This is a genomic window from Nocardia sp. NPDC051030, assembly GCF_040683015.1.
Classification (GTDB): domain Bacteria; phylum Actinomycetota; class Actinomycetes; order Mycobacteriales; family Mycobacteriaceae; genus Nocardia.
In genome coordinates this window covers 521,249-535,088 of sequence record NZ_JBFBCD010000004.1, presented here as the reverse complement: position 1 = coordinate 535,088, position 13,840 = coordinate 521,249, and the positions used below count along the sequence as shown (strand labels likewise).

Here is a 13,840-nt window from a genome sequence, read left to right as displayed (position 1 = left end):
ATTCGCTGTGAGAAGCGACCGGTCGGCACCCGTCATGACTCGAAGGGATGCCGGGTGAGCAGGCGTTCATCGGCGTCGTACTCGTACAGCTCCGCGTACCGCCCCCAGTCGACGGCGGTTCGCAGCTGCCGTTGCGCGGCGTCCTCGGTGAAGCCGCGACGCAGCAGATCCAGGAAGAAGCCGTCGCGCAGTTGATTATTGTGAGCATTGGCCAGCGCATGGTCGATGGCTCCCACCAGTGGGGCCTTGTCCCGGGCCAGCCGGGCGAAGATCTCCTTGGCCTTGTTGATATCGGCCTCGGCGAAATTGTGGCCGTCGAGGGTGAGTTCGATCTCCCCGCCCGAGGTCGTCGCCAGCCCGAGCAGTCCGGCGGCGTCCACCAGCGGCATGATGTCGTCGATTTCGAAACGCAGCCCGCTGGCGAGCTCCGGGATATCGGCGCAACCGCCCTGTGCGGCGACCAGATCCAGCATGCCGCCGATCCCGTCCACACTGGCATCGGGCAGTGGCCGCGTGGTGGGCGTGGGCGCGATGGCATGCCGGTCACCGTCGAACGCGCCGTCGGTGAGCAGCCGGTAGGCCTGATCCACGATATTGAGGAAATGCCGTCCGCGGGTGTCACGCGGATGCTCGAGCCCGACCTTGATCTCACCCTTGATGCGGCCGGGATTATTGTCCAGCACCAGGATTCGGTCGGCCAGCTGCACCGCCTCCTCGATATTGTGCGTCACCATGAGCACCGTCTTGGTGGGGAAGGCGGTCTGCGCCCACAGCCGGATCAACTCACCGCGCAGGTTCTCCGCGGTCAGTACATCCAGCGCCGAGAACGGCTCGTCCATGAGCAGCACCTCCGGCTGGACGACCAAGGCGCGGGCGAACCCGACACGCTGGCGCATACCACCGGAAAGCTCTTTGGGATAAGCGTTCTCGAAGCCGTCCAGACCGATCATGTCGATGGCCGCGGTGACGCGCGGCGCGCGCTCCGCCACGGGAACCCCCTGGGCGCGCAGCCCGAGTTCCACGTTCTGCCACACGGTCAGCCAGGGCAGGAGCGCGAAGGTCTGGAAGACCATGGCCGTGCTCGCGCCCGGCTCGGTGATCTCGGTGTCGCCGTGCCGGGCCGTCCCCGCCGAGGGCTTGACCAGTCCGGCGATAATCCGCAGCAGCGTGGACTTGCCGGAGCCGGATTTGCCCAGCAGCGCGACGATTTCGCCCTCGCGCAGTTCCAGGCAGACCTCCGACAGCACCGGCAGTTGCTCGCCGGAGGGATTGGTGAAGCTCTTTGTGACGCGATCTACGGTGATGATGGGGGTGGACATCGCGGTCCTCCATTTCGAAAAGCGTTGTGTTTCAGGCGGCGTTGTGTGTCAATCGGTGTTGTGTCTCAGGTCAGGGAGTAGCGGCTCTCGGCCTTCGCTTGCAGCCGTCGCCAGACCAGGCGGTTGATGGTGACGGTCACGATGCTCATGACCGTGGTGCCGAGCAGCACCTTCGCGAAGTCGTTGTCGATGGTGGCGTTGGTGATGTACGCGCCCAGGCCGAAGGCCTCGAGATGCGTGCTTCCGGAATCAACCACCTCGCCGACCAGCGTGGCGTTCCATGCCCCGCCGAACGCGGTGATCGCGCCGACGAGATAACCCGGTGCGATCGCGGGCAATATCAAGGACTTCCAGCGTTCCCGCCCGCGCACGCCCAGATCGTCCATGGCCTCGCGCAGATCGGTCGGGATCTGCCCGGCCGCCGCGATCACATTGAACAGCACGTACCACTGCGCGCCGAGCGCCATCAGCACGGTGCCGCCGATATTGAGCGAGATGCCGGTATAGGTCAGCGCCGCGATCACGAAGATGTACAGGAACTGCGCCGGGAAGCTGGCCAGCACCTGCACCACCGGCTGCGCGAACCGGCAGACCCGCGGGTTCATACCGATCCATACGCCGATCGGCACCCACACGAGGGTGGAGAAGACCAGCAGGACGATCACGCGGCTCAGGCTGGCCATGCCCATGAGCGCGGCCGGGCCGAATTCGTCGAAGCCGACGGTCCTTTCGAAGTAGGTGGCCAGCTTCCAGATGAGCCAGCCGACCACGCCGAACACCAGCGCGAAGAAGAGGAAATCCCCTGCGGCGCTGCCTGATCGGTTGTCGTAGGCGGAGCGGGTGCTGCGCCCGAATACCCGCATGGCGCGATCCACACGATCGGCGACCGGCCGCAGCCGTCGCCCGATCCGGCCCGGCACGGTGGTCCGGCGCAGCAGGTCGAGCACGAGACTCCTTGGCGCCAGCGCGCTTTCGGTGTTCTCGATCCGGAATCGCTCGGCCCAGGCGGTGAACGGCCGCCAGAACAGCACGTTCACCAGCACAATGCTGATGACCATCACGACCGCGCCGAGCATGAGCGTGCCGACCTGCGCATCGGCGGTGGCCGCCGCGATGAAGCTGCCCATGCCGGGCAATGCCTGATCACTGCCCGCCGCATTGATCACCTCGGAAGACGCCAGCATGAACCAGGCCCCGCCGAAGCTCATCATGCCGTTCCAGATCATCGGCACCATGGCGGTCGGAATCTCCAACTGCCACAACCGCTGCCAGCGGGTGAGCCGCATCATGCGCGCCGTCTCATCGAGGTCGCGGGGCATATTGCGCAGCGCCTGGTAGTAGGCGAACGTCATGTTCCAGGCCTGCGCGGTGAAGATGGCGAAGATGCATGCCGCCTCCGCGCCCAGGTAGGAGCCGGGGAACATGGCCACGAACGCGGTCACCGTGATCGACACCAGGGCCAGCACCGGCACCGACTGGAGAATGTCGAGTACCGGGATGAGCACCTTCTCGGCCCGCCTGGAGCGCGCGGCCCATTGGCCGACGATCAGCGTGAAGATGATCGACGCGCCCAGGCCGAGGAACATGCGCAGCATGGTCCGCGCGGCGTAGTAGGGCAGATTGGCTGGATCGGTCGAGACGGTGTCCGGGCTGTCGCCGGGCACCCACGGCACCGACATATCGCGAAACAGCTTGAGCACCACAATGATCAGAACGACCCCGGCGGTGATCAACAAGTAGTCGGCGGGCCGGAGACCGCCGCGCACGCGTCGGGCATCGGGGGATGTCTTGGGGCTGTTCGGAATTGCGAGTTCGAGAGTCATTGCTCTGATTCCCTCTTACCGAGAGGCGTTGCCGCCCGGTCTCAGTCGTTCGCTGCCGCGGTGTCGAGTGCGGGTGGGGCGGCCATGACGTTGTAGTAGTGCACGGCTGCGGCGATCAGCGCCGGTACGCCGATGAGAAGGTTGAATACGACCATGCCCATACCGGCCCCGGTGACCGCGCCGGTGAGACAGCCGATGATCGCGCCGGGCAGGGACATGGTGGCCGCGCCGACGAGGCCGAGGCCCACGCAACCGATCGGTCGACGATTCGGGCCTCGCCGCCGATGGAGGGGGTGGTGGTCACGCCGGTGGCGCGCGACTCCCGTTGTGTCGGGTCGGCCCAGCCGGTGGCCTGGTTGCCGACCAGGGCGGCGGCGGTCGCCGCGGCGGCGAGTGTGATCATGCGAATTCTCATCGGGTTGTTCCCTCGATAAAGCGGCCGTCCACGCGGGCGTGCTGTAGCAGGCGCAGCGGGCAGCATTGATTGCCGTATCGCACGATCGTGCGTACGGGCATGGGCTATTGCGAATTGCCGAATTCGGTCGGAATTGCGCACACGAATAATTCGGCAGCGCGGCTGCTGCCGAATTATCGGAGAATTACGCGCACGTCGAATGGACGATGCGGCGTGCGGTGATGGTTATCGGCCGGATTCGGCTGGGAGGGGGTGGTCCGGAGGCTCCGGACTGTCGTCGGGCATCATCGGATGGCACACCTCCTCGCTGGTAGAACGCAGATACGTCGGCGCACGCGGGGGAGGGTGCCCCGCCGGAGCGGGACTCGAACACCCCTCTCGTCAAAGCTTCGGCACTGCACGACGTGTTCCGGAAGATCCGGAAAGCCACCTTGGATAACCCCTTAATCCGGAGAAATCTGTCCTAACCTTGGGCGTCTCTCGACGTCGTCAGATCAGTGGCCTGTGTTCGTGCAGGAGCCTCGCCTATCGAGGTGCGATACCGAATCTAGAGAAGGTCCGCACGAAAGTCAATTTCCGATTGGAAATTCTCGCTATGCCTCGATGAACGTGGCGGCGATGTTCCAGAACAGGGAGCGGTCGACCGCGCGGAAATCCCAAGTCTGCGTGAGGTTGTAGGTGGTGCAGACGATCGCGGGGATGTCGAAGTCCTCGCGGGTGGCGGTGCCCTTGGCCTCGAGGGCTGTGATGACGAAGGCGGTAGCGGTTTCTGCGGTGTGGGGCATGGGCGAGCTCCAATCGAGTACCGGGCCGGGATGTCATACGGTTCGTCCAGTCTCATTACGTCGTACAGTCCGGGGGAGTGCAGAATGCGCCAACTCCGTTCAGGACACGTCAACTCTGCTGTTGCCGAAATGTCGCTGCGATGTTGCTAGAACATGCTGCGGGCGTAGAGGTTTCGATTGCCGGAACCCCTCAGGTCAGCCATCATCGCGTTCTTGCCAGCGCTGCACCGCTCGGCGCAGGCTGGCTGGATCCGCATAGCCGAGATATTGCGCCTGCCGTGCTCGGGGGAGGTGGACGGCGCGCTCGAGCCGACGGCGGCGCGCACCGTCGAGTTCCCTGCGCCAGCTGGTGCCGGACTCGGCCAGTCGCCGTTGCAGCGATCGGGGCGAGATCAGGAGTCGGCGGGCCACGACGTCGAGGGTCGCCACGCCCTCGTGCAGCGCGGCGTCGAGCACGGCGGCCACCCGGTCGATCCAGGTCGCCGCGAACTGTGCGGGCTCGGGCATGCTGGCGGCATAGCCGCGCAGGACGGCGGCGAGTCCCGGATCGGCCGTCTTCATCGGCAGTTCCAGATCGCGGGCGCGCAGCGTGATCGTGTCCGCCGCAGTCCCGAAATCGACTGTCGCGGTGCCGAACAACTCCTCGAACGCGACGCGCGAGCGCGGCTCGGGTTCGCGGAATGTCACCCGCAGCGGATCCACCTGGCAGCGCGTGGCCCAGCGAGCGCGACCGATCATGAACGCGAAGGCGGAGTGTGTGAGCAGTTCGCGCCCACGGCTGTCCTCGACGGCGGTCCGGAGTTCGTAGGTGACCTCTCGATCGGTTCGATCGCCGATCACCAGGCTGTAGCTCGTGGTCAGGGCGCCGGTCCGGTGTACGCAGACCGAGAAGGCAGCGCCCAGCGTCGGCTCGGAGAGGACGAGATATTCGAGCAGCCCGAGTTCGCCGACGGTGCTGTCATCAGCGGCTCGAAGCGCTACTGCCGCCTCGCCGGTCTCGTCTTCCAGCAGCTCCCACAGCCGCAGGCAATATCGGCTGGAGACGCGGGTGGCCTCACCGCCTTCCGCCCAGCCGGGTACACCGGCCAGGCGAGCGAGCCGCTCGGAGTCCAGTCCCGCACCGATCGCCCGGTTCAGGACGAAGCGGGGCATGAGGATGCTGTCCGTCCCGGCCGGCCGGGCACTCATAGGTGCGGGTGCGCACTGGCGCGAGGGCCGGTGTACCCGGTAGCGCACCGGCTCGGGTGCGCACTAGCGCAGTGGCGGAACACTATTCGCGGTCAGGGTCGGCGAATTGCGACTCGGTCGCGCGGGCGTCGGCCGCGTCGAGCTGTTCGAGATGTCTTTTGCGGGCTCGATCGACCTCCATGCTCCATGTTGTTCCCGATTCGGCCAGGCGGCGTTGCAAGGTCCGCGGGCTGGTGAACAATCGGCGTGCCACCTGATCGAGCGCGGGCTCGCCCTCGCGGAGCTCGTGTTCGAGTCCCGCCGCGACCCGATCGGGCCATTCGGTGGCGTGCGGGGGCGGCGGTGGCATGCTCGCGGCATAGCGGCGGAGCACCGCGGCCAGCATGGGGTCGGCGGTGACCTGCGGCAGGTCGAAATCGCTGAGCCGGTAGGTCATGCTGTCGACGGGTGCGCCGAAATCGACTCTGGCAGTACCGAAATGTTCGGTGAAGGCATCGTGCCGCTGGGGTGCGTTCTGGCGGAAGGCCACGCTCACGGGATCGACCGGACGCCCCGTCACCTGACGGATCCGTGACACCAGGATGCCCAGCGAGGATTGCACCGACAGATCGCGGCCGCGCCCCTCCGCATTGATCATGTACAGGTTGAAGGTCGATTCGGTCTCGGTCTGTTCGCCGGGATCCATGCGGAAATTGGTGCTCACGGACCCGACGTAGGGCCCCACCACCGCGAGTCCCTCGCCGAGCGTGTCGGCCGTGGAGATCAGGTAATCGAAGAGCCCCAGCGCGCCGACGCGATATCCGCCGACCATCCGGAGCGTCGTATCCTGGTCGCCCACTTCATGTTCGAGCAATTCCCACAATCGGGGATAGAACTCGCTGGGCACGCGGGCATTGTCATCGGCCAGCAACCAGGTGGGCATCCCGGCCTCGCGCGCCAGCCGGTTCGGATCGATGCCCGCCGCTGCCGCACGAGACAGGATGAACCTTGGCATCAGAACGGTGTCGGAGGTGTGCATCAAGCAATCGTGCGGCGAATGCCCGGGTGAATCCCAGGAATTCGCCGCACTGTCCGGTCAGATGTCCGTTTATGTTTGCTGGCGTCAGGGTCGCAGGAAGCTGGCCACGATGCCCCAGAACCTGGTATGGCAGACCGAGCGGAAATCCCATGTCTCCGCGATATTGTGCGTCGCGCTGACGATGCCGGGTACGTCGAAGTCCTCGCGGCTGGCCGTGCCCTTGGCTTCGAGCACGTCGATGACGTAAGCGGTGGCGGTTTCCACGGTGTGGGGCACTCTCTGGCTCCGATCTGGTCGTAGGGGAGAACGAAGAGCTGGGATCAGGGCTTTGTATCGGTGAGAACGTCCTCGTAGCGGTACTCGGTGGTGCTGGGTTCGCCGGTGGCGTGGACCTGCTCCTCGCGGTGGCGCAGGTCCACCCGGCGGATCTTGCCGGAGATGGTTTTCGGTAGTTCCGCGAATTCCACGCGACGCACCCTCAGGTAGGGGGCGAGGTGGTCGCGGGCGTATTCGAGGATGCTGCGGGCGGTTTCGCGGTTGGGCTCCCAGCCGGCGGCCAAGGCGATGTACGCCTTGGGCACGGCCAGCCGGGTGTCGTCGGGTTGCGGTACGACGGCTGCTTCCACCACGGCCGGATGCTCGATCAGCACGCTCTCCAGCTCGAACGGCGACACCTTGTAATCCGAGGATTTGAAGACGTCGTCGGTGCGACCGATGTACGTGATGTAGCCATCGCGGTCGCGGGAGGCCACATCGCCGGTGTGGTAGTAGCCGCCGTCCATGACCGCGGCATTGCGTTCCGGATCGCCGAGGTAGCCGGTCATCAGATTCATCGGGGCCGCGGCCAGATCGAGGCAGATCTCACCCTCGTCGGACGGTTCCCCCGTAATCGGATCGACCAATACCACCGGTACACCCGGGGCGGGACGGCCCATCGATCCAGGTTTGACGGCTTGGCCGGGCGTATTCCCAACCTGCAGTGTGGTTTCCGTCTGGCCGAAGCCGTCACGGATGGTGAGGCCCCACGCCTTCTCAACCTGGGCGATGACATCGGGATTGAGCGGCTCACCCGCGCCGAGAATCTCTCGCAAACCAGAGGGTTTGTCGCCGAGTTCGGCCTGAATGAGCATGCGCCACACCGTGGGTGGGGCGCAGAAGGTATTGATCTCCGCGGATCGTAGCTGCTCGAGCAGGGCTTCCGGGTCGAAACGGCCGTAGTTGTAGACGAATACGGTCGCTTCGGCGAGCCACGGAGTGAAGAAACAGCTCCACGCGTGCTTGGCCCAGCCGGGTGCGCTGATGGCTAAATGCACGTCACCGGGGCGAAGTCCGATCCAGTACATAGTGGACAAATGACCGACCGGGTAGCTGATCTGGGAATGCTGGACCATCTTCGGCTTGCTGGTAGTGCCGGAGGTGAAGTAGACGAGCAGCGGATCGGTGACCTCGGTGACGGCGTCGAAGGGTCCTTCCGAGGCCACCGTGGCGGCTTCGGCATAGTCGTGCCAACCGGTCACCTTCTCGCCCACCGAGATTCGGGTGTACTCGCCCGGAACCTCGGCGAATTTCGGGGCATCGGTCGCGTTCGCGCAGACGAAACCCGCACCGCCACGCTCGATTCGATCGATCAGGTCCGCGGGGCCCAGTGCGCCGGTGGTCGGCATGATGACCGCGCCCAGCTTGGCCACCGCCAGCATGGCCTCCCATAGCTCGACCTGATTGCCGAGCATGAGCATGACCCGATCACCCTTGCCGACCCCCAGGCTCTTCAGCCAGGTCGCCACCCGATCGGAGCGAGCGGCCATGTCGGCGAAGCTGATTCGCTTCTCCTCGCCGTCCTGCTCGACGATCCACAGTGCGATGCCGTCGTTGTCGCGGGCGATAACATCGAACCAGTCGATGGCCCAGTTGAACGTTCCGGTGAGTTGCGGCCACTCGAAGGTGCGCAGCGCGGTCTCGTAGTCGGTGGTGACCTCGAGTAGTCGGTCCCGCGCTTCGCGATATAGCTCGGTATTGCTGGTCATGCTGCGCCTTTCTTCGCATGCCCGAGGGGCCCTGCGGGGTTACGCAGGCAAACGCGGGGAGGAGGAGCGACGCCTCCGGGCCCTGACTCGGTCATGCGTCCTCCTGAGCGGACAGGCCGAGCAGTCGCGCGGAGATCTCGCGCATCTCGACCTTGCGGATCTTGCCGGTCACCGTCATCGGGAACTCGTCGACGATGTGCACGTAGCGGGGGATCTTGAAATGCGCGAGCCGTCCGGCGCAGAACTCGCGCAGGGTTTCTGCACTCAGGGGCTTTGTACCCTCCTTCATACGAATCCATGCCATGAGTTCCTCGCCGTATTTCGCATCGGGCACGCCGATCACCTGAGCGTCCAGAATGTCCGGATGGGTGTAGAGGAATTCCTCGATCTCCCGCGGGTAGATGTTCTCCCCGCCCCGGATCACCATGTCCTTGATCCGGCCGGTGATGGCGATGTACCCGTCGTCATCCATTGTCGCCAGGTCACCGGTGTGCATCCAGCGGGCGGAATCGATTGCCTCGGCGGTCTTCTCGGGCTCGTTCCAGTAGCCGAGCATGACCGAGTAGCCACGCGTGCAGAACTCGCCCGGCTCACCGCGCGGCACCGTCAGGCCGGTTACCGGATCCACAATCTTGATCTCGATATGCGGTCCGGCCCGCCCCACCGTCCCCGTGCGCTGTGCCAGCGAGTCGCCGCGGCGGGTCTGCGTGGAAACCGGTGAGGTTTCGGTCATGCCGTAGCAGATGGCCACCTCCCGCATGCCCATTCGCTCGATGACCTGCTTCATCACCTCCACCGGACACGGTGATCCCGCCATGATCCCGGTCCGCAAGCTGGACAGGTCAAAGGAATCGAACTCCGGGTCCGCGAGCTCCGCGATGAACATGGTCGGCACCCCGTAGAGCGAGGTACACCGTTCCGCCGCAACGGTTTCCAGCGTCGACCGCGGATCGAAGGCCGGAGCCGGAATCACCATGGCGGCCCCATGGCTGGTAGCGGCCAGATTTCCCATCACCATGCCGAAGCAGTGATAGAACGGCACCGGAATGCAGATGCGGTCCTTCTCGGTGTAACCGCACAGCTCACCGACGAACCAGCCGTTATTGAGGATATTGTGATGGCTGAGCGTCGCGCCTTTGGGGAAACCCGTTGTGCCCGATGTGTATTGGATATTGATCGGATCGTCGGTGGACAGCCCCGCCTGCGCCAGCGTCAACTGTTCCGGATTGGCGGCGCGCCCGGTATCGAACAGTCCACGGCATTGCGGGCTGTCCAGTAGCACCACCTGCTCGAGTTCCGGGCACTCCGGCCGGACCGCCGTGATCATGCCCGCGTAGTCGGAGGTCTTGAAGAACGGCGCCGCGACCAGCGTGTGAACCCCCGCCTGCCGCAACACATATCGCAGCTCATGCTCGCGATACGCCGGATTGATATTCACCAGGACCGCGCCGATCTTGGCAGTCGCATACTGCGTCAATGTCCACTGCGGGCAGTTCGGCGCCCAGATCCCCACCCGATCGCCCTTGCCGACCCCCGAGGCCAGCAACCCCAATGCCAGCGCATCCACCTCCGCCGCGAACTCCCGATACGTCCACCGAATGCCCGTCGTGTAGTCGACCAAGGCCTCCCGCCCCGGATGTGCCGCCACCGTGCGATCCAGATTCGCCCCGATGGTGTCCCCCAACAGGGGCGCATCCCACACCCCGAAGGAGTAGCTCGCCGACTGGACCCGACCCGTGCTTGTGCTCACATGGATAGGATCTACGTCACAGTTGGAGCCGACTACCCCCGGAAAGGGGTACCTGATGCCCCCCGACACCGAAGCCCTGCTGCGCCCGAGCGACGCCGACGCCCTACGCGCCGAACTACGCACAATCGCCACAGCCTCCCAGCTCCCGGTGGTCTTCGGCGGCACGGTCCACGAGGGCACCCTCATCCTGAGCGAGTTCGTAGGCACCCGCACCAACGGCATGCGAGGCCTGGTGGTCGCCCAAAGCTCCGGCCTGGGCGGAGCCGCCGTAGCCACCCGCACCCCCCGCTCGGTAGCCGACTACCGCTCAGCCTCCACCATCACCCACCACTACGACATGCCTGTCCTGGGTGAGGGCCTGCGCGCAGTAGTAGCAGTCCCGGTAGTCGTAAGCGGCGAAGCCCGCGCCGTCCTCTACGTAGCCAACCGAGAATCCGGCGTAATCGGCGACCGCATAGCCGACGAAATGCTCCAATCCGCCCGCCGCCTGAGCATCGAACTAGCCATCCGAGACGAGGTAGACCGCCGCCTCCGCCTCCACTCCACCCAGCCCGCGCCCCCCACTCCCGACGCAATCATCACCGAACAACTCCGGGATCTGCACGCCGAGCTTCGCGGAATCACCCAGTCAATTCCGAATGGCCGGGCCCGGGTCCGGCTTCGTGAAGTATCGGACAAGCTCGCAAGGCTGGTATCCGGCGTCCCCGCCCCAGATGAGGAGATCACCCTCGCCCCCCGCGAGCTGGACGTGTTATCCCAAATAGCCCTCGGTTGCACGAACAGCGAAGCAGCCCAACGCCTCTCACTCCGCCCGGAGACAGTCAAGAGCTACCTCCGCAGCGCAATGACCAAACTGGGTGCGCACACCCGCCACGAAGCCGTAGTCCGGGCGAGGCGCCTCGGCTTGCTGCCGTAGCTGGGGAGAGCAAGAGACGAAAAGACAAGAGATTCAAGACAAAAGACAAAGACGCCTGGACAAGAAGAGACAAAACAAGAGACACAAGACAAGAACAAGGACCAACGAGCAGCCGTGGAGGCCTCCCATGCCCCCGCCGCTGCGCGTCTCGGGGGTAGAACACGTTCAGGAGGGACATGAGGCTGGGGTAAACGGACAAAACCCCGGCTCATGTCCCCTCTCGGCGAAAAGGTCAGCGCGACACGCCGTCACGCGGCCCGGCCCGCGCGTGCTCTTGCCCGGTTCGCCGGATTTCGTTGCCGGGCAGGCCCTCTGGGGGCTTCCATACCGGCTTCCCGGCGTGTCGCCAGCGGGGAGGCCCGCCGCTGCGCCTCCCCTGGGGGTGGAACACGTTCAGTGGGACATGAGGCTGGTCGATCCGGACAAAACCCCGGCTCATGTCCCACTCGATGAACCAGCGACCCCGGCACCGGCGTGGCGCGGCTCGACACGCCGGTCGGCGGGGTGAGGGAGCTGTGGTGGTGGGGACACGCCGGAATTCCCACCACCAGAGCTCCCTCACCATCCGCCACCCGAAACTTGACGCCCGCCACCCGAAACTTGACGTCCGCCACCGAAACTCGACTCCCGCCACCGAAACTTGACTCCCGCCACCCGCAACTCGACGCACCCGCAGGTCCCCCTTGGAGAATGAGCCGGTGGAGTCGAAGTGCAGCGAGGTCCGGGACGCGAAGCGCAGCGAGCCAGGGGGAGGCATCCACGGAGGGTGTCTCGAGTCTTGTTCTTGAGGTTTTGTCCCTTCTTGTCCGGGCGTCTTTGGGTTTTGTTCTTATATCTCTTGTTCTTTGGGGTTTGGTCCCGGAACGGGACCACAGCCTTTCAGCCAGGCTGGGACGAGAGGTGACGGCTCCGGGCTGGGGAGCCAAAGTCGGGTACGGCAGGCGAGGCGACCACGCTATATCCGTACTGCCGTGCGCTTTGGGCACGAGCTATCCGAGTCGTGTTTCTGACCGGTGCGGTTAATGAAAGCGATGGCCGAAGGCCGAGCCGGGTTCCGGGGTGTGGCATCTGGTAGGAACGACCGATGAGTGGAATGCGTGCCATGGTCGTGGTGCTGACGGTGGTGGCGGGTGCAGTCGGAGTGTCCGGGGCGGCGGGGGCCGAGGATCGGCTGGCGGCGGAGGGGTTGACTGTTCGGCACCTTGATCAGGTGACGGTGGGGGATGACTTCGAGTTCGGCGGGTATCGGGTTGGTGGGTTGTCGGGGGTCGACTATTGGGCGGGCGGGGACAGCTATCTCGCTATCAGTGACAACCGGGGAGAGGAGGGGCCTGCTCGGGCTTACACTTTGAGCCTGCCGATCGGGGCGGATGGGAAGCTGGGGTTCCCTGAATTCCACAGCCTCGTTGAGCTTTTCGATAAGGACGGCGCGCAATACGCAGCGAGATCCATCGACCCGGAATCGATTCGGTGGACGCCGGATCATCGAGGCTTCCTCTACACCAGCGAGGGTGAGGCGAAGGTTGGGCAGCCCGGGTTCATTCGGGAGGCCCGGCTGGATGGGCGATTCGTCAGAGAGCTTCCGGTCCCGGATGCCTTCACGCCACGGCTCGATGATGCCGGGCAGGGGGTTTCGGGGATTCGGGACAATCTTGGTTTCGAGAGCATGGATCTGGTGGACGGCGGCTCGACCGTCGTTGCCGTCAGCGAGAATGCCCTGGTGCAGGATGGTCCGGCGGCCGGTCCGACCACGGAGAGCCGCGCACGAATGGTGCAGGTCCGGCGCGATAGCGGAGTCGACGCGGCCGAGTACATCTACCCCGTGAGCCGCTCCGCCCTAGGCGAAATGCCGTCAGCCTCAGGCGTTTCCGAGATTCTGTCGCTCGGCGGAGATCGGTATCTGACCCTGGAGCGCAGTGTAATACCGGTGCTGGGCTTCACCGGCCGGATCTACGAAACCTCCACTGCCGGAGCGGATGAGGTGACCGGCATGGCGTCCGCACCCGAGTCCGCGAAGCCGATGACCAAGAAGCTCTTGTTCGACTTCCGCGCCGCCGGGATCGACCCGCAATGCGTGGAGGGCCTGACCTGGGGTCCGAGGCTGGCGGATGGCTCGCGATCGCTGATCGTGGTGTCGGACAATAACTTCGGGCGGGCGGGCCGCACCACATTTCACCTGTTGTCGGTGAGCGGAAGCTGAGGGACGGCCCGCGCGGCGGATCAGTCGGCGTGCAGGTAGCGGATGGATTCGCCACCCTTGGCGTGGTGGAGTTTGCCGAAGCGGCTGTCGAGCAGGTGGGCCATGCTTTCGGCGGCGCCGATGTAAGCCTCTTCCGCGGTCGGGGCCTTGTGGCTGGTGGCGACCGGTGGCTGGCCCTTGGGTCGGGCCTCCAGGTTGCATTGCTTGTCTTCCGACCCGCCCTTGTGGCCGTTCACATCGGTGATGTGGGCCTCGACGCGGGTGAGGTGTTCGGCGAAGCGATCGAGGATCGATTCGATGGTGTCCTGTGCCTGTTCGATGAGCGCCGCACCACCGCCGATGTGCTTGTCGGCGAAAACCTGGATTTGCATGGCATCTCCACTCTCTCGGATTGCCGAGAAC

General features: G+C 65.2%; 12 protein-coding genes and 1 riboswitch. Of the genes, 2 read left to right on the top strand and 10 right to left on the bottom strand.

Features of this window, described 5'->3' with window-relative positions:
* Window positions 1-32: 32 nt before the first annotated feature.
* The 9 genes from AB0N05_RS16090 to AB0N05_RS16050 all read right to left on the bottom strand — a co-directional run bounded on the left by AB0N05_RS16090 (window position 33) and on the right by AB0N05_RS16050 (window position 10,322).
* Window positions 33-1,319: a nitrate/sulfonate/bicarbonate ABC transporter ATP-binding protein gene (locus AB0N05_RS16090; RefSeq protein ID WP_364693670.1), complete on the bottom strand. Its 1,287-nt coding sequence runs from the start codon at window positions 1,317-1,319 to the stop codon at window positions 33-35.
* 65 nt (window positions 1,320-1,384) lie between these two features.
* Window positions 1,385-3,142 carry an ABC transporter permease subunit gene (locus tag AB0N05_RS16085; protein WP_364693667.1) on the bottom strand — a complete coding sequence of 586 codons (1,758 nt, stop codon included), beginning with the start codon at window positions 3,140-3,142 and terminating at the stop codon, window positions 1,385-1,387.
* Window positions 3,143-3,183: 41 nt separating this feature from the next.
* Complete coding sequence (locus tag AB0N05_RS16080; protein ID WP_364693664.1) at window positions 3,184-3,390, bottom strand: hypothetical protein; 207 nt, start codon at window positions 3,388-3,390, stop codon at window positions 3,184-3,186.
* Between the two features lie 533 nt (window positions 3,391-3,923).
* Window positions 3,924-4,097: riboswitch (M-box (ykoK) riboswitch) on the bottom strand.
* Window positions 4,098-4,150: 53 nt separating this feature from the next.
* On the bottom strand, window positions 4,151-4,342 hold the full coding sequence (locus tag AB0N05_RS16075; RefSeq protein ID WP_364693661.1) for a hypothetical protein: 192 nt from the start codon (window positions 4,340-4,342) through the stop codon (window positions 4,151-4,153).
* A gap of 195 nt (window positions 4,343-4,537) precedes the next feature.
* A complete protein-coding gene (locus AB0N05_RS16070) occupies window positions 4,538-5,530 on the bottom strand; it encodes an AraC family transcriptional regulator ligand-binding domain-containing protein (protein WP_364693658.1) in 993 nt (330 codons plus the stop codon).
* A gap of 82 nt (window positions 5,531-5,612) precedes the next feature.
* Entirely contained in the window at window positions 5,613-6,524 is a 912-nt protein-coding gene (locus AB0N05_RS16065) for an AraC family transcriptional regulator ligand-binding domain-containing protein (RefSeq protein ID WP_364693655.1), read from the bottom strand.
* 108 nt (window positions 6,525-6,632) lie between these two features.
* Window positions 6,633-6,824, bottom strand: a complete 192-nt coding sequence (locus tag AB0N05_RS16060) for a hypothetical protein (protein WP_364693652.1) — start codon at window positions 6,822-6,824, stop codon at window positions 6,633-6,635.
* A 44-nt stretch (window positions 6,825-6,868) separates the two neighbouring features.
* Window positions 6,869-8,572, bottom strand: a complete 1,704-nt coding sequence (locus tag AB0N05_RS16055; protein ID WP_364693649.1) for an AMP-binding protein — start codon at window positions 8,570-8,572, stop codon at window positions 6,869-6,871.
* Window positions 8,573-8,663: 91 nt separating this feature from the next.
* Entirely contained in the window at window positions 8,664-10,322 is a 1,659-nt protein-coding gene (locus AB0N05_RS16050) for an AMP-binding protein (RefSeq protein WP_364693646.1), read from the bottom strand.
* A 55-nt stretch (window positions 10,323-10,377) separates the two neighbouring features.
* On the opposite strand from AB0N05_RS16050, the gene AB0N05_RS16045 reads away from it, so the two are divergent.
* The gene (locus AB0N05_RS16045; RefSeq protein WP_364693643.1) at window positions 10,378-11,238 is read left to right on the top strand and encodes a LuxR C-terminal-related transcriptional regulator; all 861 of its coding nucleotides are present in this window, start codon (window positions 10,378-10,380) and stop codon (window positions 11,236-11,238) included.
* A 1,084-nt stretch (window positions 11,239-12,322) separates the two neighbouring features.
* Window positions 12,323-13,438, top strand: coding sequence for an esterase-like activity of phytase family protein (locus AB0N05_RS16040; RefSeq protein ID WP_364693640.1), 1,116 nt, complete (start codon window positions 12,323-12,325; stop codon window positions 13,436-13,438).
* A gap of 20 nt (window positions 13,439-13,458) precedes the next feature.
* On the opposite strand, the gene AB0N05_RS16035 is transcribed toward AB0N05_RS16040, so the two are convergent.
* A complete protein-coding gene (locus tag AB0N05_RS16035) occupies window positions 13,459-13,809 on the bottom strand; it encodes a ribosomal subunit interface protein (RefSeq protein WP_364693637.1) in 351 nt (116 codons plus the stop codon).
* Window positions 13,810-13,840: the final 31 nt, after the last annotated feature.

Excerpts from the sequence above, each read along its gene's own strand:
- AB0N05_RS16090 (WP_364693670.1), bottom strand. The coding sequence starts at position 1,319 with ATGTCCACCCCCATCATCACCGTAGATCGCGTCACAAAGAGCTTCACC.
- AB0N05_RS16085 (WP_364693667.1), bottom strand. The coding sequence starts at position 3,142 with ATGACTCTCGAACTCGCAATTCCGAACAGCCCCAAGACATCCCCCGAT.
- AB0N05_RS16075 (WP_364693661.1), bottom strand. The coding sequence starts at position 4,342 with ATGCCCCACACCGCAGAAACCGCTACCGCCTTCGTCATCACAGCCCTC.
- AB0N05_RS16070 (WP_364693658.1), bottom strand. The coding sequence starts at position 5,530 with ATGAGTGCCCGGCCGGCCGGGACGGACAGCATCCTCATGCCCCGCTTC.
- AB0N05_RS16065 (WP_364693655.1), bottom strand. The coding sequence starts at position 6,524 with ATGCCAAGGTTCATCCTGTCTCGTGCGGCAGCGGCGGGCATCGATCCG.
- AB0N05_RS16055 (WP_364693649.1), bottom strand. The coding sequence starts at position 8,572 with ATGACCAGCAATACCGAGCTATATCGCGAAGCGCGGGACCGACTACTC.
- AB0N05_RS16045 (WP_364693643.1), top strand. The coding sequence starts at position 10,378 with ATGCCCCCCGACACCGAAGCCCTGCTGCGCCCGAGCGACGCCGACGCC.
- AB0N05_RS16040 (WP_364693640.1), top strand. The coding sequence starts at position 12,323 with ATGAGTGGAATGCGTGCCATGGTCGTGGTGCTGACGGTGGTGGCGGGT.
- AB0N05_RS16035 (WP_364693637.1), bottom strand. The coding sequence starts at position 13,809 with ATGCAAATCCAGGTTTTCGCCGACAAGCACATCGGCGGTGGTGCGGCG.